This window comes from Bacillota bacterium, from assembly GCA_040754675.1.
Classification (GTDB): Bacteria; Bacillota; Limnochordia; order Limnochordales; family Geochordaceae; genus Geochorda.
This window is the reverse complement of record JBFMCJ010000025.1, coordinates 1-18,176: the sequence shown is the minus strand read 5'-3', so window position 1 is coordinate 18,176 and position 18,176 is coordinate 1. Positions and strand designations below refer to the sequence as shown.

Genomic DNA, 18,176 nt, shown 5'->3' with positions numbered 1-18,176 from the left:
ATCGGAGCCGCGCCGCTTCGTATTTGCTTGGCTCGTCCATTGCGACCTTTGCAGCGCTCATCCGAAAGGAGGGATTCCGGGACTTACGCGGTATCCACATCCTTTAAACAGAGATGGCGCACAGCCGGACGTACGCGCGAGCCGTTTTGCCGACGGAAACGAACCCTCCAAAGAAGGACGGTGTCCGATTTGGCCTCTGTAAAGAAGATCGCACTGCTCTCGTTCGCGTTTGCGGCGCTGGGGATCATCCTGACAGGGCCAGGGGCCGTCATCCCGGCGGGGGCCCCGGCCGGGACCGCCGCCGCGGCGCAGGGCGCAGCGGAGCAACCGAAGTTCGGCGGCACCCTGACCATCGGCATCGATGCCGCGGTCAGCGCGGTAGACCCTCCCCAGATCACGGACGTGGCCTCCGCCAAAGCCGCGCTGTACACCATGTACGAGGGCCTCGTTCGAGTGGATTTCGATGGTTCGGTGAAGCCCCTCCTGGCCGAACGGTGGGAGCAGCTCGGCCCCACCACCTGGCGGTTCTACCTCCGGCACGGCGTCAAATTCCATGACGACAGCGAACTGACAGCGGAGGACGTGAAATTCTCGTTTGAGCGCTACAAAGGCACTCCGCGCGAGCCGGACGTGTATCAGTGGTACGAGAGTTCACGAGTCGTCGACCGCTACACCATCGAAGTGAAGACGAAAGGCGTCTTCGCGCCGTTCCTGGAAATGCTCGGCGGCGTCATGATCGTTCCCCGCCGCTACGTTGAAACCATGGGCGAGGATTATGTCCGCCAGCACCCGGTTGGCAGCGGGCCCTTCAGGTTCAGCGGCTGGGAGCGCAACAATTACCTGGAGCTGGCGGCCTTTGAAGGCTACTGGCAGGGGAGGCCCTACCTCGATCGGGTGGTCTTCCGCCCCATCGTCGAACCCTCGGCCCGCCTGGCGGCCCTGCTGTCGGGCTCGGTGGACGCCGTCGACAGTGTGGCGCCCGGCGACATCGCCCGCCTGAAGAACGACCCGCGCATCGGATACGTGGAGACGGTGGCGCTCCACCACGAGGAACTCATCATCAACCACAACAAACCGCCCTTCGACAACCCGAAGGTGCGGGAGGCCATCGCCCGCCTGATCCCTCGGGACCAGATCGTCCGGGTGGTTTACAGAGGCACCCGAATCCCCGCGTTCGGCCCCATCACGCCCGCGCAGGCGCTCTACCACCACGAGGGCATCCGGGAGATGGTGCCCACCTACGACGTCCAGCGGGCCCGGGAGCTTCTTCGGGAGGCCGGATACCCCAACGGCTTCCGGACGGCCATACAGGTCGACCAGGACCCCGTGCGGGTGCAGGTGGCGGAGGTCATCGCTCAGTCCTTGCGCCAGGCCGGCATCGACGCCCGCATCCAACAGTACGAATGGGGCAGCTTCGTCAACATGCTCCTGGATGAAAACTCCCCGAACCTGCTGGACCTGGTGGTGCTGTGGTTCAGCATCGACTGGGACCCCAACAGCCTCTCGTACCTGTTCGGGTACGACAACCGGAGTCCCGCCTGCTGCAACATCACGGCGTACCGGCACCCCAGGCTCGAAGAGCTGTTCGTCGCGGGCCGCCAGACGCTCGACCCGCAGAAAAGGGGGGGCATCTACCGGGAGGCCCAGGAGACCATCGCACGGGAGAACATCTGGGTCTTCGTCGACCACCAGGTGCTCACCACATTCTTCCGCAAAAACGTCAGAGGGCTGCGCGCGTACCCCGTGCCGGCTTACCAGTTCCACCTGTATGAGCCCGACGTGGGCGCCGTCGTCTGGAAGCAATGAGCTGCGCGAGGGGATGAAGGCCTGGGATGTGGCGTTACATCCGCCGGCGTCTGCTGACGGGTCTTGCCACCCTGTTCGGGGTATCGGCTGTCGTGTTCGCGATGATGAAGTTGATCCCGGGGGATCCCGTCAAGTTCCTGGTGCAGTTCCAGCAGGGGGCGAGCCGCGAGCTGGTAGCCGAGCTCCAGCGCCGGTACAACCTGGACAGGCCGGTACCCGTGCAGTACGTCCTGTGGCTCACCAGCGTCGTGCGGGGCGACCTGGGCCGCTCCATCGTCAGCGGCATTCCGGTGAAGGACGAGCTGTTCCCCGCTGTCGGGCGAACAGCGGTGCTGGGGCTGGCGGCGATGCTGCTCGCCTGGGCCGTAGCGTTCCCCGTGGGCCTGGTCTCGGCGGCTTACCGGGGGCGGGCCGCGGATGCCATCAGCAGGGTGGCCTCGGTCATCGGACTTTCGATGCCGAGCTTCTGGGTGGGACTTCTGCTGCTTAGCTACTTTGCGGTCCGGCTCGCCTGGGTCAGTCCCTTACCGCCGGCGCGGATCAGCTTCACCTCAGCTGAGACCTGGCGGTACCTCATCCTGCCGGCGGCCACCCTTGGGGTCCCCAACGCGGCCCTGGTGAGCCGGCTGCTAAGAGGCGGGTTGGTAGACGTCCTCGACCAGCCCTTTATCACCGCGGCCAGCGCCAAGGGGCTGGGGCGGTCCCGACTCCTGCTGCACCACGCCCTGCGAATCGCGATGACGCCGGTGTTGACGGTCATGGGGCTGCAGCTGGCGCTGGTGTTGGGGGGCGCGGTGGTGGTCGAGGAGGTCTTCTCCTGGCCCGGGCTCGGGCGGCTGCTGGTGCAGGCCGTCAACGCACGCGACCTGCCCGTGGTGCAGTCGGTGAGTCTGGCCATCGGCGCCGGGGTGATCCTGATCAATCTGATGGTGGACGTGGCCTATGCCTTCATCGACCCGCGCATTCGGTTCAGCTGAGGCGCTGGCTGAAAAGTCACGTGAGGCGGCGCCGGACACCCTGCTCCAGGCAGCCGGCGCCCGGCGCCGCCTGTGGGGCGGGGCCGCCCGGCTTTTTGCCGATTGGGCGACGCTAACCGGGGTCGTGCTGGTGGGCCTGTTCGTGGTGTCGGCGGCGTTCGCCCCGCTATTCGCCCGGTTCGACCCCAACCAGATGCACTTTGACGACGCCAGCCAGCCGCCGGGCGCCAGGTACTGGTTCGGAACGGACTGGGCCGGCAGGGACATCTACAGCCGGGTTGTCTACGGCGGGCGGGTATCGCTGGCCGTCAGCTTCATCTCGGGGTTCATCGCCCTTCTCATCGGGGTGCCGCTGGGGCTTGCTGCCGGCTACTACGGCGGAGTGCTCGACGAGATGATCATGCGGCTGGTTGACACCATCTACTCATTTCCGTTCATCGTGCTGGCCATTGCAGCCATGGCCTTTTTGGGACAGAGCCTCTGGAACGTGATGCTGGTGCTCGGCATTGTCAGCTGGGTCGACTACGCCCGTATCGTCCGGGCGGAGGTGCTGTCGGTGAGGGCCGAACCCTACATCGAAGCGGCGAGAGCTCTGGGCCTTGCCGACGGACGGATCCTGTGGCGGCACGTCCTGCCCAACGTCGTAGGCCCGGTGGTGGTGTACGTCACGCTCAACATCCCCCAGTACATCATCGCTGAGGCGGCCCTGTCGTTTCTGGGGCTGGGTGCTCAGCCCGACCTGGTAACCTGGGGGAACATCCTCAACCGGGGGCGGGAAGCCGTGATGCGCGGCGAGTGGTGGGTGACGGCCTTTCCGGGGCTGGCGATAAGCCTGACGGTCGTTGGCTTCAACCTTCTGGGCGACGGTCTGCGCGACCTCCTGCTGCGCCGGCGAACCGCCCGGAATGTGTGAAGGGGTGATTCATCGGTGGATGGGTTGCTCGTCAGTACGTTTTCGATTGTGGGCTGCGACGTTCGGCGCAGGGAATGGGGTGTCGCCGTAGCCTCCAAATTCCTGGCCGTGGGCTCGGTAGTGCCATGGGCGCAGGCGGGAGCGGGGGCCGTTGCCACGCAGGCATTCGCCAACACGCGCTACGGCCCGCAAGGGCTGTCGCTGTTGGCCGCCGGGCTTTCCGCACAGGAGGTGGTGGACCGCCTGGTAGGCGAGGATTCGGGGCGGGATGTGCGGCAGGTGGGCGTCGTGGACAGCAGGGGTGAAAGCGCCGCCTTCACAGGGCCGCGCTGCCTTCCCTGGGCCGGGCACCGAATCGGTGCGGGCTACACGTGCCAGGGGAACATCCTGGCAGGGCCGGACGTACTCGAACAGATGGCGGTGGCCTTCGAGGCGGCCAGCGAAGAGGTGCCGCTGGCCGAACGCCTGGTGGCGGCGCTTGAGGCCGGAGATGCAGCCGGCGGCGACCGGCGGGGGCGTCAGTCGGCTGCCCTTTACGTCGTACGGGAGGGATCGGGATACGGCGGGGGCAACGACCGGATGTTCGACTTGCGGGTCGACGACCACGCGGCACCGATTCCGGAGCTCAAGCGCCTGCTCGCTCTCAGCCGGCGGTCGCTCCCGAAAGACCCCGAAGACCGGGTGGACCTGACGGAGGACATGGTGCTATTCGCCCAGGCGGTGCTCCGGTACAGGGGGTATTACGAGGGACCGCTCACCGGGCAGGCCGATCCTGCAACCCTCGGTGCGCTCCGCCGCTACGGTGCGGCCAAGGGCGTCACGTTGACGGCATCTCATGAAATCCCGGCGGGGCTGGTGCAGGCGTTGTTAAAAGACTACGCGAGTTGAGAGGTTCCCCACCGATGCCGCTGTTGGCCCACCTGAACCTGGTCTCGCCAGCCAAGCCAGCGGCTCGGTTCCCCCCACGGCCGGGTGAGCGGGGAGACTACCCCCGGGCGGCCGCACGCAAGCGGCATCTGAGCGGTCTGCCCGAAGGGGAGCACGCCCATGACCACCGAGATTTCCGCGACGCCCGCCGCCCCCCGGCCGGAACTGAGCGTCATCTTTCCCGCGTTCAACGAGGAACCCAACATCCTTACCACACTGTCCCGGGCGGTGGAGTACCTGGATCGCTTGGCGCTACGACACGAGGTGTTGGTGGTCGACGACGGCAGCCGGGACGGGACCGCGTCCCTCGTCCGTGAGTTCGCCCTGACCCATCCAGCCGTACGGCTTCTCCAGCACCCTCGCAACCTGGGGTACGGCGCGGCGCTGCGAAGCGGGTTTCGCGCCGCAGCGGGGGACTGGGTGTTCTTCATGGACGCCGATGGCCAGTTCGACATCCGTGACCTGGGTCGGCTTCTTGCCCGGCGCGACGGGTACGATGCCCTGCTGGGCTATCGTGCGCGGCGGCGCGACCACCGGATCCGCCTGCTCAATGCTGCCGGCTGGAACTGGCTGGTACGGCTGGCGCTTGGCGTGGCGGTTCGAGACGTGGACTGCGCTTTCAAGCTCTTTCGCGGCGACATGCTGCGCTCGCTTTCGCTCGGCGCCGACGGCGCCTCCATCAACGCCGAGATCCTGGCCAAGGCCTTCGAGCGCGGCTGTCGGGTCGCCGAGCTCCCCGTTCGCCACTATCCGCGCACCGCCGGGCGTGCAACGGGTGCGAACCCCCGAGTCATCGTGCGCGCGCTGAAAGAGCTCGCCGGGTTGTGGCTCAACCTCGAGCGCGGGCGCTGGCGCAGCCGTCTTTTGGGGCGAACTCAGGCTATCCAGTTCCAGGTCGTGAACAGGATGAACAGCAGCGCCTGGACAGCGGGAAACGCAGCGGTGAGCGCCGTGTCAAGCCAGGGGCGGCGGTAGGCGAGCCGGGCGAGCACGATGAACACCGGAAAAAGAACGACGACGTAGCGTGTCATGCTGGCAAGTGGTGTCATCGCGCGGATGGTCGGGGCGCTTAGCGGTATCAACACCCCCGTCAGTGTGTACAGCACGTAGGGCCACCCCAAACCGGCGCGCCGCCCGAGTGCCGCCAGCGTAAGCCACGTGAGGGCCGTGCCGCCGTCGATGGCGCTGTAAAGCGGCGCGAACTGTGGGCGCCAGGCGCTGACATAGGTACCGGGCTCGAACGGTTCATCCGGGGGCGGCGGGGGCGTGAGGACCCGCCCCACGGCTATCGCCAGGCCGGTCCAAGGGGGTGCGAGCACCCGGCCCCAGGCGCTTTCCACGTGCATCCATCGCAGCGGATCGCCTTTCGTCCCCCACAGGTATCCAGTCCAGAGAGCAAAGCCCAGAGGGATCAGGGAGAGGGGTGCTATCCGGGCCAGCAGGTCGTGACGCATGGGGCTCCCGTCCCGTTCAATCCTCTTCCCCTTCTCCCAGGCAAGCCAGGCGAGCGGCACGAACAGGGTCACGCCCAGGTTACGCGTGAGCGCCGCCGCCATTCCGGAAAGGCCCGCGAGCCACCACCGGCCTCGCTCGGCCGCGTAGAACGCGGCGACGGCCGCCAGCAAGAAGAGCGACTCCGTGTACACAGCCGAGAAGTAGAAGCTGGTGGGAAAGAGGATCATGTACAGCACCGTGCGCCACGCAAGCTCCCCGCCGAATCGCAGCGTCACCAGCCTGCCGAGCAGTACGAGGGCGGCGAGGAAGAAGGCGTTACTCCACAACACCCCCAGTGCCACCCCCGGCAGGCCGGTGAGCCGCTGGCTCACTCCGATCACCAGGGGGTAGAGCGGGAAGAATGCCTCGGGGGAGTAACGCCTGGAAGTAAAGCCGTAGCCATGAGCCGCGATCTGGAGGTACCACTGGGAATCGAACCGATCCCACATGGTGAAGACCAGGGGCGCATCGGGCATCGGCCAGGGTTGAGCGGGACGGCCACCCGGGATACGCAGGAACGCGACCCAGCCAACGAGCAGAAGGGCCAGCCGCGACCCCAGGAAGGCCGCGGCAATTCGGCCGACGAGCGAACGAGCATCCTGCTCCTTTGGCGGTGCCGCTTTCACCGGTGGATCCGGCAGCGGTGGTTCCGGTTCGCTCTGGGTGGCGCGCTCAACACAACCGTCGACATGCTCGTTTACACCCTCGGTGTGATGCTGCTCCAACCACGGGCCGGTTGGGCTCACGGGGGGATGGCGCTTACTGCCAGTTCCGTGGCGATGATCCAGAGCTATTTTCTCCAGCGCCGGTGGGTGTTCCGCAGGAAAGGGGATCCCCTGAGGTTCGTGCTCGTCACTGTGGCCGGCCTGGTCGCGGGGGCCGCGGTCACAGCCGCCCTGGCGCAGTGGCTGCCCTCCTCAGCGGGGACGGACGCGGTGGTGCTGGCCGCCACCCGGGCACCGCTCGCCCGGCTTGGAGGCAGCCTGGTGACCGCCATGGTCAACTACGGCGGCTACTGCTTGTGGGCGTTCAGGGATTGACCCGGATCCCAGGCTCGGACTGACGAGGCCGCCCTTTTATTGGCAGTCCCCGATTGGCCGTGCTAGAATGAGCACTGGCGGCACCGGGCAAACAGGTGCGCGCCTTTCGAGGGCGAGGAAGGGGCCATGTCGGGACACTCCAAGTGGGCCAACATCAAGCATCAGAAGATGAAGGAGGACTACCGCCGGGGCCAGGTCTTCTCCAAGCTGACCCGGCAGATTATGGTAGCAGCCCGTCAGGGCGGCCCCGACCCCGAGAGCAACTTCCGCTTGCGTCTCGCCATCGACAAGGCCCGTGAAGCCAACCTGCCCATGGACAACATCCAGCGCGCCATCCGCAAGGCGACCGGCGCCGACAGCGGCGAGGCGTACGAGGAGGCCATCTTCGAGGGGTACGGGCCGGGGGGTGTAGCGATCCTGGTCGTCGCGATGACCGACAACCGCAACCGCACGTCCAGTGAGATGCGGCACCTCTTCACGCGGCACGGCGGGAGCCTCGCGGAGAGTGGCTCGGTTGCCTGGCAGTTCGTGCCCAAGGGGCGGCTCGAAGTGACACCGGCGCCCGGTCCCGGCGCCCGGATCGACGAGGAGAAGCTCTTCCTGGACGTGGCCGAAGCGGGCGGAGACGACGTGCGCGCGCTGGAGGGCCGGGATGGGTTCGAGGTCATCTGCGCGCCCGCCGCTCTGGCTCACTTGCGTGAGGAACTCACGCGGCGCGGTTACCACTGCAAAGAGGCGTCGCTGACCATGATCCCGAAGACCACCATCTCCGTGCAGGGTTCCGACGCGGAGCGAGTGTTGCGGCTGGTGGACGCGCTGGAGAACCACGACGACGTCCAGGAGGTCCACGCTAACTTCGACATCGGCGACGAGGTCATGGAGGCCCTCCAAACTTGAACGAGGGGCCGCAGGCCGGCCGGCTTGCGCGCACGCCCCGGCCGGGCGTGATGACCATCGCCGGGATTGACCCCGGCCTGGCCCGCACCGGCTTCGGCGTCATCCGGGGTACGGACGAGCGCTTGGAGGTGCTGGAGTCGGGCACCATCGAAACCGACGCGTCGTGGCCGGTCGAGCAGCGGCTGCTGGTGCTGTACCGGGAGCTGAGCGGGCTCTTTTCCCGCCATTCGCCGGACCTGGTGGCTGTGGAACGGCTCTTCGTCAACCGCAACCTGCGGTCAGCAATGGCGGTGGGAGAGGCGCGAGGGGTGGTGCTGCTGGCAGCTGCCGAGGCCAGGGCCCGGGTCGTGGAGTACACGCCCCAGGCGGTCAAGCTCACCATTACGGGCCAGGGCCAGGGCGCCAAGCAGCAGGTCGCTTACATGGTGCGCCACCTTCTCGCGCTGCGGCGGCCCCTGGCCCCGGACGAGGGGGATGCCCTGGCGCTTGCCCTGTGCGGCGCACGCTTTTCGGGACCGGACAGGTCAAACGCCCCGGGGGTAGGCAGGGCTTGATCCGCAAGCTCCGCGGCCGCATTGACGCGCTCAACTGGGCGGATGCCATCATCGACGTGAACGGTGTGGGCTATCGCCTCTTCATCCCCTTTTCGACGCGGCAGGTCCTGGCACTGCACCCGCGTGAGGAACCGGTCGCTCTGTTCGTGCATACGCGGCTGCGCGAAGAACACATCGATCTGTTCGGCTTCAGTTCCGAGGCTGAACTCCAGGTCTTCGAACTCCTGATCCAGGCGTCGGGCGTGGGTCCGAAGCTGGCGCTCTCGGCCCTTTCCGCCCTGCCTCCGGAACGCGTACTGGAGGCGCTGGCGCGAGCCGATACGGACGCCCTGCAGCGGATACCAGGGATCGGCAAGCGCACCGCCGAACGCCTCTGCGTCGAACTCGCCGACAGGGCCAGGGAACTCGTGGGGGGCTCAGGCGGCGGCGAGGGCCAGGTGCTCGAGCGCGAGAGCGCCCGGCATCCCGGGTCCCGGGACGCGGTGGAGGCGCTGGTGAGCCTGGGCTATTCGCGCCAGGAGGCTCTACGGGCCGTTCGGGCCGCCGGGCGGCGCGTCGCGGTGGAAGCGGACCTGGAGGCGCTGATCAAAGCGGCGCTGGCGGCCGCTGCCGAAGGTCGCTAGCGCGGTTCGAAGGAGTCTTGCGATGCCGGAAGCCGGCGAGGAGCGCCTGGTCTCGCCCAGACGGCGTGACGAGGACGTCGAGCTGGATCGAGCGCTGCGGCCTCGCACCCTGGGCGAGTACATCGGGCAGTCGCACGTCAAGGAGAGCCTGGCTCTATTCATCGAAGCGGCGCGCCGCCGTCAGGAGCCGCTCGACCATGTGCTGCTCTACGGGCCACCGGGACTCGGTAAGACCACGCTGGCCGGGTGCATCGCCCACGAACTGGGCGTCGACTTTCGCATGACATCCGGGCCTGCCATTGAACGCCAGGGTGACCTGGTGGCGCTGTTGAGCAACCTGAAGCCCAGGGACGTCCTGTTCGTGGACGAGATCCACCGCCTGAGCCGGGTGGTGGAAGAGGTGCTCTACCCGGCCATGGAGGATTTCGCCGTCGACATCGTCATCGGCAAGGGGCCCGGCGCGAAGTCGGTGCGGCTGGAGCTTGCCCCGTTCACCCTGATCGGCGCCACGACCCGGGCCGGCATGTTGACGTCGCCGCTGAGGGACCGGTTCGGGGTCATCCTGCGGCTCGACTTCTACTCGGTCGAAGAACTCCAGGCCATCATCCGGCGCAGCGCGAAGCTCTTGGGCGTCCGCATCGACGGCGACGGTGCCGCAGAGATTGCCCGGCGCTCCCGCGGAACGCCCCGTACGGCCAACCGCCTGCTGCGGCGCGTGCGGGATTACGCCCAGGTGCGGGCAGGCGGCGTGATCACCCGCGAGGTCGCCCGCCGGGCGCTTCTGCTTCTCGACGTGGATGAGCAGGGGCTTGACGCGGTGGATCGGCAGCTCCTCTCGGTCATCATCGAGAAGTTTGACGGCGGGCCGGTGGGGATTGAGACGCTGGCGGCCGCGCTGGGCGAGGAAGCCGAGACCATCGAGGACGTCTACGAGCCGTTCCTGATGCAGCAGGGTTACTTGCAGCGAACCCCAAGGGGCCGGGTGGCGACCCGGCTCGCCAGCGAGCACCTCTCCGTGACGGCCCGCGGCCCGAGAGGCGAAGGGCGCCGGCAGGCGAACCTGTTCGCGACGGACGACAGGGAGTGAGGTTTGTGCCGGAACTGGCGGGGTTCGGGCGGCTGCTCGTGATAACGGGGCTGGCCATTGCCCTCATCGGGGTGGTGCTGGAGGTGGTGGCGCGGGGGTGGCTGCCGGGCCTCGGGCGACTGCCCGGCGACATCTACTTTCAGCGAGGCAACTTCCGCTTCTATTTCCCGCTGACCACCTCGATCCTCCTGAGCCTGGTTCTCACCCTGATCCTCGGGCTCATGCGGCGCTAGGACGGTAGGTGCGCCGCGGTGAGCCTGTACCGGGCAGAAGCCCTGGTGCTGCGGGTTCGTGACCTGGGCGAGGCCGACCGCATCCTGACGCTTTACACCCGCAGCGAGGGCAAACTGCAGGCGGTGGCCCGGGGGAGCCGCCGGCCCCGAAGCCGGCTCCTGGGCGCGACACAGCCCTTCTGCCACGCGCGGTACCTCTTGATGTCCGGGCGGGAGCTTGACAGCATCCAGCAGGCGGAACTGCTCAGTCATGGCCTGAGGGCGCTGCGGGAAGACTTACGGCGGATGGCGGCGGCAAGCGTTACGGCAGAACTGGTAGACCTGCTGGTCGAGACCCGGGAACCGTCGGAGGCGCTGTTTTCGGCCCTGCTCAATACCTGGTCCCAGCTCGCGTCTGCCCCGGAGGCGGCGCTGCATCAGGTGTTGAGCTGGTTCGAGGTACACCTGATGGACCTGATGGGGTACGCACCGGTCCTGGATGGCTGTGCCGGGTGCGGGCGGGAGTTGCAGGCCGCCGAGACGGTGCGGTTTTCCGCGCGGGAGGGGGGAAGCCTCTGCGCTGCCTGTGCGGTGCGGCGCGACCCGAGGGCGCCTCTCCTCAAGCCCGAGGCTCGCGCCGCCCTGCACCACCTGCGAGAACACGGGACTGAGGCCTGTCTGCGGCTGAAAAGTTCACGGGAGGCCGCCCTGCAGATCCGCCGGGCGTTGTATGATTTCATCGAGTTCCGCCTGCCGGCGCCGTCCAAGGCGTGGCACTTCTGGAACAGCCTGGACGGCCCTCCCCCGGTACCGGGCGCCGGGCCGGGGGACACGGAGGGGAGCGTGAACGGTCTTGGAGGACGAGCTGCGCAAGATCGACCTGATCCGGGAACGGACCGAGCTCGGTTACCAGCAGGCCCGAGACCTGCTGGATGAGGCCGGGGGCGATGTCGTCTCGGCCCTGATCCTGTGGGAACGGCGCGGAGGCCGCCCGGCTCACCGGCCGATGCCAGGCGCCGACGTGACCGAGCGCATCCGGGAGTTGGTGCGCCAGGGCAACCGGACCTCGATGCGGGTCTACAGGGGCGACCAGACCTACCTGCAAGTGCCCGTTACGGTTGGCTTGCTGGGGGCCATCCTGGCACCCTACCTGGCGGCTGCCGGGGTGGCGGCGTGCCTGGTGACCGGATGCCGGGTGAGCTTCGAGCGGGCGGAGCCGAGCGCCTCGCCGAGGAATGCGGCCGACGGGCGGGTCGCGGAGGAGGCGGCCGGTTCGGGCGTTTGAGGCTCTTGCGAAGGTTGACAGTACCGGAAAGGCTCTGATATAGTGCCGCCGTGATCCAGCAGCCGTCGCGGGTATGAGAGGCGGGACGCGACTCGTCCTGGCGGGACGAAAACCCCGCCTAAGGCGGCGCGCACTCCGCCGGTCTTTGCGGATTGGAGAAAGACCCGCGTGAACTACCAGGAGCTTATCTTCCGCCTGGAGCGATTCTGGGCCGACCAGCGCTGCATCGTCCTCCAGCCTTACGACATGGAGGTCGGTGCCGGCACCATGCACCCGGCGACATTCTTGCGGGCGCTGGGGCCTGAGCCGTGGCGGGCGGCATACGTCCAGCCGTCCCGCCGGCCCACCGATGGGCGGTATGGTGAGAATCCTAACCGTTTGCAGCGCTATTACCAGTACCAGGTGATCCTGAAGCCCGCTCCGGACGACGTCCTGGAAACTTACGTGGAAAGCCTGCGCGCCATCGGCATCGAACCCGAGCGGCACGACATCCGCTTCGTAGAAGACGACTGGGAGGCACCCACCCTGGGCGCCTGGGGCCTCGGCTGGGAGGTCTGGGTCGACGGCATGGAGGTGACCCAGTTCACGTACTTCCAGCAGGTGGGAGGGTTTGAGCTTCCGGTTATCTCCGCGGAGATTACGTACGGGCTGGAGCGCCTCGGCCTGTACATTCAAAAGAAGTCCTCCGTCTTCGATCTTGAATGGGTGGACGGCATAACGTGGGGGGACGTTTACCGGCAAAACGAGGTCGAGCAATCCCACTACAACTTTGAGGAGAGCAACCCGTCCACCTTGCGTTCGCTGTTCGACACCTACGAGAATCAAGCGCAGCACCTGGTGAGCAGCGGACTGGTGCTCCCTGCCTACGAGCACGTGTTGAAGTGCTCCCATACGTTCAACTTGCTCGATGCCCGGGGCGCCATCAGCGTGGCGGAACGCACTGCCTACATCGGCCGGGTGCGGCAGCTTGCCAGAAGGTGCGCCGAGATCTACCTGGCACAGCGTGAGGCGATGGGCTTCCCGCTGCTGGCCAGGCGGCGCACGGCGGCGAAAGCGACGATTTCCCAACATGCAGAGCCTGCTGGTTGAAATCGGCTGCGAAGAGCTTCCCAGCCGGGTCGTCCAGGACGCGCTGCGGCAGATGCTCGAGATGATGCAAGCCGCGCTGGACGAGGCGCGCCTCGGAAGCCTCAAAGCGCGCGGCTTTGCCACCCCGCGGCGTCTTGCAGCCATCTTCGACGGGGTTCTCGAGCGCCAGGCCGAACGGGAAGTGCTCGTGCGGGGGCCGGCGCGGCGCATCGGGCTTGACGCGCAGGGCCGTCCTACGCAGGCGGCGCTGGGCTTCGCGCGGGGCCAGGGGGTCTCTCCGGAGTCGCTGGTGGTGCGGTCCACACCAGAAGGGGAATACCTCTTTGCCGTCAAGCGGGAGCCGGCCCGGGCGGCCCAGGAGATCCTGCCCGAGATCGTCTCCGGCGTCGTCCGGCGGATCTCGTTCCCCAAGAGCATGCGCTGGGGCCCGGGTGAGTTGCGCTTTGCCCGCCCCATCCGCTGGCTCGTGGTGCTGTTCGGCACGCAGGTGGTCCCGGTGGAGATCGACGGGCTGAAGGCGGGCCGGGAAAGCCGGGGCCACCGGCTTTCGCACCCGGGCCCGGTCACCATCCCGAACCCGGAGGATTACGAATCGATCATGCTGGCGGCCGGTGTCGTGGCCGATGTGGTGCGCCGGCGCCAGATGGTGGTGGACGAGATCGAGGCGGCCGCCGCCCGTAACGCCGGGCGGGTCCTGGCTTCGCCCGAACTGATCGACGAGATCACGAACCTGGTGGAGTACCCGGTTGCGCTGGTGGGTCGGTTCGACGCCGGCTACCTTGAACTGCCGCGCGAGGTTTTGACGACCACGATGGCGGTCCACCAGCGTTACCTCGCCATGGCCGATGACGCCGGGAGCCTGATGCCCGCCTTCGTGGTGGTGGCGAACGGCGCCCATATCGACGAAGCCGTGGTTCGGGAGGGCAACGAGAGGGTGCTCGAGGCGCGCCTGGCCGACGCGCGGTTCTTCTACGACGAGGACCGCAAGCGGCCTCTCGAAGCGCGGGTGGAGGACCTGAAAGGGGTCGTCTTCCACGAGCGGCTGGGATCCATGTACGACAAGGTTCAGCGGGTAGTCGAACTCACCCGGTTCCTCGCGAACCGGGTGGGGCTGGGCGCGCCGGAGGCGGGGTGGGCCCAGCGGGCCGCGCTGCTCTCCAAGGCTGACCTGACGACCCACATGGTATTCGAGTTTCCGGAACTCCAGGGCATCATGGGCCGCGAGTACGCAAAGGCTTCAGGGGAACCGGAGGGCGTGGCGGTCGCGATCGCCGAGCAGTACCAGCCCCGCGGTGCCGCCGCCGAACTCCCGGCGACGCCTGCCGGGGCCCTCCTGAGCCTTGCCGACCGGCTCGACACGGTCGTCGGCTTCTTCGGAATCGGCCTGATGCCGACCGGTTCGGAGGATCCGTTCGGGCTTCGCCGGCACGCTCTCGCCATCGTGCGCATCACGCTGGGCCGGGGATGGCACTGGTACCTGGAGGAGGCGATCGCTCAGGCCGCCCAAAACTACGGCGGCCGGCTGGGACGCCCGGCGTCTGAAGTCGTATCGGACGTGCGGGAGTTTATCCGCCAGCGCCTGCGCGGCATCCTGAGTGAGGCCGGGCTGGATGCAGACGTGGTGGAGGCCGCTCTGAGCGTCGACGTCGACGACCTGTCCGGCGCGGCGCACCGGGCGCGGGAACTGAACCGGGCTCGCCGGGCTCCCTTTTTCGAGGACGCCATGGTGGCGTTCCAGCGTGCGTACAACCTGGCCCGGGGGCGGCTCGGAGACGGGAGCGTGGACCCGGACCTGCTGCAGGAAGAGGCGGAGCGGGTGCTGGTGGAGGCGCTGGACCGGGTGGTTCCCCTGGCCCGCGCGGCGGCTGCGTCGGGGGACCTGGTGGGGGCCGTCAGGGAGCTTGCCCAGCTTCGCCCGGCCGTGGACCGGTTCTTCGAAGAGGTTCTGGTCATGACGGAGGACGAGAAGGTGCGCGCGAACCGCCTGCAGATCCTGTCGCGGGTCGTGGGTGCCTTCGGTGAGTTCGCGAACTTCGCCGCGCTCACCGCCAAAGCGGCGGCGCGGACGTGAGGAGGCCAGCGGGATGTCAGTGGACGGGCGTGCAAAGTGGGTGTACTTCTTTGGCGCCGGCCAGACCGAAGGCCGGGCGGAGATGAAGAACCTCCTGGGAGGCAAGGGCGCCAATCTGGCCGAGATGGCCAACCTGGGAATCCTGGTGCCCCCGGGCTTCACCATCACCACCGAGGCCTGCATCGAGTTTTACCGCCGGGACAAGCGGTGGCCGGAGGGGCTGGATGAACAGGTCAAAGAGAGCCTGCGGCGCCTCGAGCAGGCGATGGGCCGGCGCTTCGGTGACCCCGACAACCCGCTCCTGGTCTCGGTTCGCTCGGGTGCGCGGGTTTCCATGCCGGGCATGATGGACACGGTGCTCAACCTGGGCCTCAACGACCAGACCGTCCAGGGCCTCGCCCGGCAGTCCAACAACGATCGCTTCGCGTACGACTCCTACCGGCGCTTCATCCAGATGTACGGCGACGTGGTGCTCCAGGTGCCGCGGCACCTGTTCGAGGAGCGCCTCACCGCCAGGAAAAAGGCGCGCGGCGTGACCGAAGACCCTCAGCTGACCGCCGCGGATCTCAAGGAACTGGTGGCCGAGTTCAAGGCGATCGTGCGCGAGCAGACCGGCCACGACTTTCCCGAGGATCCGTGGCAGCAGCTTCGCGGCGCCATCAACGCGGTGTTCGACTCGTGGAACAATCCCCGAGCCATCAAGTACCGGGAGATTCACAACATCCCCGGCGACTGGGGCACCGCGGTGAACGTCCAGGCCATGGTGTTCGGCAACATGGGTAGCGATTCGGGCACCGGCGTGGCGTTCACGCGCAACCCCTCGACGGGCGAGAAGGTCTTCTACGGCGAGTTCCTCATCAACGCCCAGGGCGAGGACGTGGTGGCGGGCATTCGCACGCCGCTCCCCATCTCCCGCCTCAAGGAGGAGATGCCGGACGTCTACGCCCAGCTCGAGGACATCAACCGGAGGCTGGAGCAGGCTTACCGGGACATGATGGACATCGAGTTTACGGTGCAGCAGGGCAAGCTCTACATGCTCCAGTGCCGGGTCGGCAAGCGCACGGCGCTGGCGGCGGTCCGGATGGCGGTCGAGATGGCCCAGGAGGGGCTCATCGACCGGCAGACCGCCGTGATGCGCGTGGCGCCTGACCAGATCGAGCAGTTGCTTCACCCCATCATCGATCCCAACGCGAAGGCCGAGGCCGTAGCGAAGGGCCTGCCGGCTTCGCCGGGCGCTGCGGTCGGGCAGATCGCCTTCTTTGCAGAGGACGCCGAACGGATGGCGGATCAGGGGCTCAAGGTCGTGCTGATCCGGGCGGAGACGTCTCCCGAGGACATCGGCGGAATGTTCAAGGCCGAGGGCATCTTGACCAGCCGGGGCGGCATGACCTCGCACGCCGCGGTGGTAGCCCGGGGCATGGGCAAGCCCTGCGTCGTGGGGTGCGGCGCGCTGGACATCGACGAGCACCACAAGGTGGCGCACGTCAACGGCCAGACGCTCCGGGAAGGTGACTGGGTCACCATCGACGGCACCACGGGCAGCGTCTACATCGGAAAGGTGCCCCTTGTGCAGCCCGAACTCAGCGGCTACTTCAGCACCCTGCTTTCGTGGGCTGATGAGTTCAGGGCGCTGGGCGTGCGGGCCAACGCGGACACGCCCAAGGACGCCAGGGTGGCGCGGGAGTTTGGCGCCGCTGGTATCGGGCTGTGCCGAACCGAGCACATGTTCTTTGGCGAGGGCCGGATCACCCCGATGCGGGAGATGATCGTCTCCGACGCACCCGAGGAACGGCAGCGGGCGCTCGCCAAGCTCTTGCCGCTGCAGCGCGGCGACTTCTACGGGATCTTCAAGGAGATGCTGGGCCATCCGGTCGTGATCCGGCTCCTGGACCCGCCGCTGCACGAGTTCCTCCCGAAGGAGCCGGCCGCCATTTCCGAGGTCTCCCGGGAGATGGGCGTGGCACCCGAGGTGATCGAGGCCCGGGTGCGGGCGCTGTGGGAGGCCAACCCGATGCTGGGCCTGCGCGGGTGCCGCCTGGGCATCGTTTATCCGGAGATTTACGAGATGCAGACCCGGGCGATCTTCGAGGCGGCCTGCCAGCTGGCGCAGGAGGGCCACGAGATTGAACCTGAGGTCATGATCCCTCTGGTGGGCACGCAGGGCGAGCTTGCTTTCCTCAAGGAGCGGTGCCGCCGGGTGGCTGAAGAGGTCATGGCGGAGAAGGGGGTGCGGTTGCGCTACCACATCGGCACCATGATCGAGGTGCCGCGCGCCGCGCTGATGGCCGAGGAGATCGGCAAGGAGGCCGACTTCTTCTCGTTCGGCACCAACGACCTAACCCAGATGACGCTGGGCTTCAGCCGGGACGACGTGGGCAAGTACGTACCGAAGTACATCGAGATGGGGCTGCTGAAAGCCGACCCGTTCCAGACCCTGGACACGGAGGGCGTCGGGCAGCTGGTGCGGATGGGTGCCGAACGCGGGAAGAAGGGCAACCCGAAGCTCGTGGTGGGGATCTGCGGCGAGCACGGCGGCGACCCGGCTTCGATCCACTTCTTCCACGAGGCGGGCCTGGACTACGTGAGCTGCTCGCCCTACCGGGTGCCCGTGGCACGGCTTGCGGCAGCGCAGGCCAACCTGAGCAAGCCTCGCGCGGGCGGCAGGGCCCGGCTGGTGGAGGCCCACGCCGCCGACTGAGAGAGCGGTGGGCCCGGTAGCGGCTGGAACGCAGGGGAGAAAGAGCCCTGGATTCCAGGGCTCTTTCACTTGCCATGGCGGAAAGCCGGTACCGGGGGGTCGAAGGATGTGGGCACCGGGAACCGAAACCAACGGCAGACCACCCGTCGCCCGAGAAGCATTTAGGGGGATGGTGGGGCGTGGCAGGTGGGCAGCCGGGGGCCGGGTCGGGGGCGCTGGGCGCCGTAGCCGACCGGGTGCGGGCACGAGCCGACATCGTGGATGTCGTCTCGGAGTTCGTCGCGCTGCGGCCGGCCGGCAAGTCCTACAAAGGGCTGTGCCCGTTCCACGCCGAGAAGACGCCGTCGTTCACGGTCAGCCCCGATCGGCAGCTTTTTTACTGCTTCGGGTGTGGGGCAGGCGGCAACGTATTCACGTTCCTGATGAAGCTGCAGGGGCTGAGTTTCGTGGATGCGGTGCGGCGGGTGGCGGAACGGGTCGGTATGGGCGCCGACGTCGAAAGC

18 protein-coding genes are annotated in these 18,176 nt (G+C 67.6%); 17 read left to right on the top strand and 1 reads right to left on the bottom strand.

Going from position 1 to position 18,176, the window contains the following annotated elements:
- Positions 1–189 precede the first annotated feature (189 nt).
- The 5 genes from AB1609_02925 (at position 190) to AB1609_02905 (ending at position 5,598) form a co-directional block, all read left to right on the top strand.
- Positions 190–1,806 (top strand): ABC transporter substrate-binding protein, encoded by a 1,617-nt coding sequence (locus AB1609_02925; protein ID MEW6045421.1) that lies wholly within the window; start codon positions 190–192, stop codon positions 1,804–1,806.
- A 26-nt stretch (positions 1,807–1,832) separates the two neighbouring features.
- Positions 1,833–2,783: an ABC transporter permease gene (locus AB1609_02920; protein MEW6045420.1), complete on the top strand. Its 951-nt coding sequence runs from the start codon at positions 1,833–1,835 to the stop codon at positions 2,781–2,783.
- Positions 2,749–3,696, top strand: a complete 948-nt coding sequence (locus AB1609_02915) for an ABC transporter permease (protein ID MEW6045419.1) — start codon at positions 2,749–2,751, stop codon at positions 3,694–3,696. The genes AB1609_02920 and AB1609_02915 overlap by 35 nt, the downstream gene beginning before the upstream one ends.
- A gap of 15 nt (positions 3,697–3,711) precedes the next feature.
- Positions 3,712–4,584: a DUF1028 domain-containing protein gene (locus AB1609_02910; GenBank protein MEW6045418.1), complete on the top strand. Its 873-nt coding sequence runs from the start codon at positions 3,712–3,714 to the stop codon at positions 4,582–4,584.
- 159 nt (positions 4,585–4,743) lie between these two features.
- A complete protein-coding gene (locus AB1609_02905; protein MEW6045417.1) occupies positions 4,744–5,598 on the top strand; it encodes a glycosyltransferase family 2 protein in 855 nt (284 codons plus the stop codon).
- Here AB1609_02905 and AB1609_02900 read toward each other — a convergent pair.
- A complete protein-coding gene (locus AB1609_02900) occupies positions 5,499–6,593 on the bottom strand; it encodes a mannosyltransferase family protein (protein MEW6045416.1) in 1,095 nt (364 codons plus the stop codon). The genes AB1609_02905 and AB1609_02900 overlap by 100 nt on opposite strands.
- A 9-nt stretch (positions 6,594–6,602) precedes the next feature.
- Here AB1609_02900 and AB1609_02895 point away from each other — a divergent pair, with 9 nt between their 5' ends.
- The 12 genes from AB1609_02895 to AB1609_02840 form a co-directional block, all read left to right on the top strand.
- The gene (locus AB1609_02895) at positions 6,603–7,157 is read left to right on the top strand and encodes a GtrA family protein (protein ID MEW6045415.1); all 555 of its coding nucleotides are present in this window, start codon (positions 6,603–6,605) and stop codon (positions 7,155–7,157) included.
- 126 nt (positions 7,158–7,283) lie between these two features.
- Positions 7,284–8,054, top strand: coding sequence for a YebC/PmpR family DNA-binding transcriptional regulator (locus AB1609_02890; protein MEW6045414.1), 771 nt, complete (start codon positions 7,284–7,286; stop codon positions 8,052–8,054).
- Positions 8,051–8,608 carry a crossover junction endodeoxyribonuclease RuvC gene (gene ruvC / locus AB1609_02885; protein ID MEW6045413.1) on the top strand — a complete coding sequence of 186 codons (558 nt, stop codon included), beginning with the start codon at positions 8,051–8,053 and terminating at the stop codon, positions 8,606–8,608. The genes AB1609_02890 and ruvC overlap by 4 nt, the downstream gene beginning before the upstream one ends.
- The gene (ruvA, locus tag AB1609_02880) at positions 8,605–9,231 is read left to right on the top strand and encodes a Holliday junction branch migration protein RuvA (GenBank protein ID MEW6045412.1); all 627 of its coding nucleotides are present in this window, start codon (positions 8,605–8,607) and stop codon (positions 9,229–9,231) included. Before ruvC ends, ruvA begins: the two co-directional genes overlap by 4 nt.
- A 22-nt stretch (positions 9,232–9,253) precedes the next feature.
- Positions 9,254–10,318 carry a Holliday junction branch migration DNA helicase RuvB gene (ruvB, locus tag AB1609_02875; GenBank protein ID MEW6045411.1) on the top strand — a complete coding sequence of 355 codons (1,065 nt, stop codon included), beginning with the start codon at positions 9,254–9,256 and terminating at the stop codon, positions 10,316–10,318.
- A 14-nt stretch (positions 10,319–10,332) separates the two neighbouring features.
- Positions 10,333–10,551 carry a DUF2905 domain-containing protein gene (locus AB1609_02870; GenBank protein ID MEW6045410.1) on the top strand — a complete coding sequence of 73 codons (219 nt, stop codon included), beginning with the start codon at positions 10,333–10,335 and terminating at the stop codon, positions 10,549–10,551.
- Positions 10,552–10,569: 18 nt separating this feature from the next.
- A complete protein-coding gene (gene recO / locus AB1609_02865) occupies positions 10,570–11,466 on the top strand; it encodes a DNA repair protein RecO (protein MEW6045409.1) in 897 nt (298 codons plus the stop codon).
- Positions 11,384–11,815 (top strand): DUF4342 domain-containing protein, encoded by a 432-nt coding sequence (locus tag AB1609_02860; GenBank protein MEW6045408.1) that lies wholly within the window; start codon positions 11,384–11,386, stop codon positions 11,813–11,815. Before recO ends, AB1609_02860 begins: the two co-directional genes overlap by 83 nt.
- Before the next feature lie 168 nt (positions 11,816–11,983).
- Positions 11,984–12,904, top strand: coding sequence for a glycine--tRNA ligase subunit alpha (gene glyQ, locus AB1609_02855; protein ID MEW6045407.1), 921 nt, complete (start codon positions 11,984–11,986; stop codon positions 12,902–12,904).
- Positions 12,885–14,975: a glycine--tRNA ligase subunit beta gene (gene glyS, locus AB1609_02850; protein MEW6045406.1), complete on the top strand. Its 2,091-nt coding sequence runs from the start codon at positions 12,885–12,887 to the stop codon at positions 14,973–14,975. Before glyQ ends, glyS begins: the two co-directional genes overlap by 20 nt.
- A gap of 13 nt (positions 14,976–14,988) precedes the next feature.
- Positions 14,989–17,673, top strand: coding sequence for a pyruvate, phosphate dikinase (gene ppdK / locus AB1609_02845; protein MEW6045405.1), 2,685 nt, complete (start codon positions 14,989–14,991; stop codon positions 17,671–17,673).
- A 179-nt stretch (positions 17,674–17,852) separates the two neighbouring features.
- The coding region (locus AB1609_02840) for a CHC2 zinc finger domain-containing protein (GenBank protein MEW6045404.1) at positions 17,853–18,176 on the top strand (324 nt) is incomplete at its 3' end.

What these genes read in the sequence shown, in the direction of transcription:
- AB1609_02900 (MEW6045416.1), bottom strand. Translation starts at nt 6,593, where the DNA reads ATGCCCGATGCGCCCCTGGTCTTCACCATGTGGGATCGGTTCGATTCC.
- glyS (MEW6045406.1), top strand. Translation starts at nt 12,885, where the DNA reads ATGCAGAGCCTGCTGGTTGAAATCGGCTGCGAAGAGCTTCCCAGCCGG.
- ruvB (MEW6045411.1), top strand. Translation starts at nt 9,254, where the DNA reads ATGCCGGAAGCCGGCGAGGAGCGCCTGGTCTCGCCCAGACGGCGTGAC.
- AB1609_02905 (MEW6045417.1), top strand. Translation starts at nt 4,744, where the DNA reads ATGACCACCGAGATTTCCGCGACGCCCGCCGCCCCCCGGCCGGAACTG.
- AB1609_02915 (MEW6045419.1), top strand. Translation starts at nt 2,749, where the DNA reads ATGCCTTCATCGACCCGCGCATTCGGTTCAGCTGAGGCGCTGGCTGAA.
- AB1609_02920 (MEW6045420.1), top strand. Translation starts at nt 1,833, where the DNA reads ATGTGGCGTTACATCCGCCGGCGTCTGCTGACGGGTCTTGCCACCCTG.
- ppdK (MEW6045405.1), top strand. Translation starts at nt 14,989, where the DNA reads ATGTCAGTGGACGGGCGTGCAAAGTGGGTGTACTTCTTTGGCGCCGGC.
- AB1609_02890 (MEW6045414.1), top strand. Translation starts at nt 7,284, where the DNA reads ATGTCGGGACACTCCAAGTGGGCCAACATCAAGCATCAGAAGATGAAG.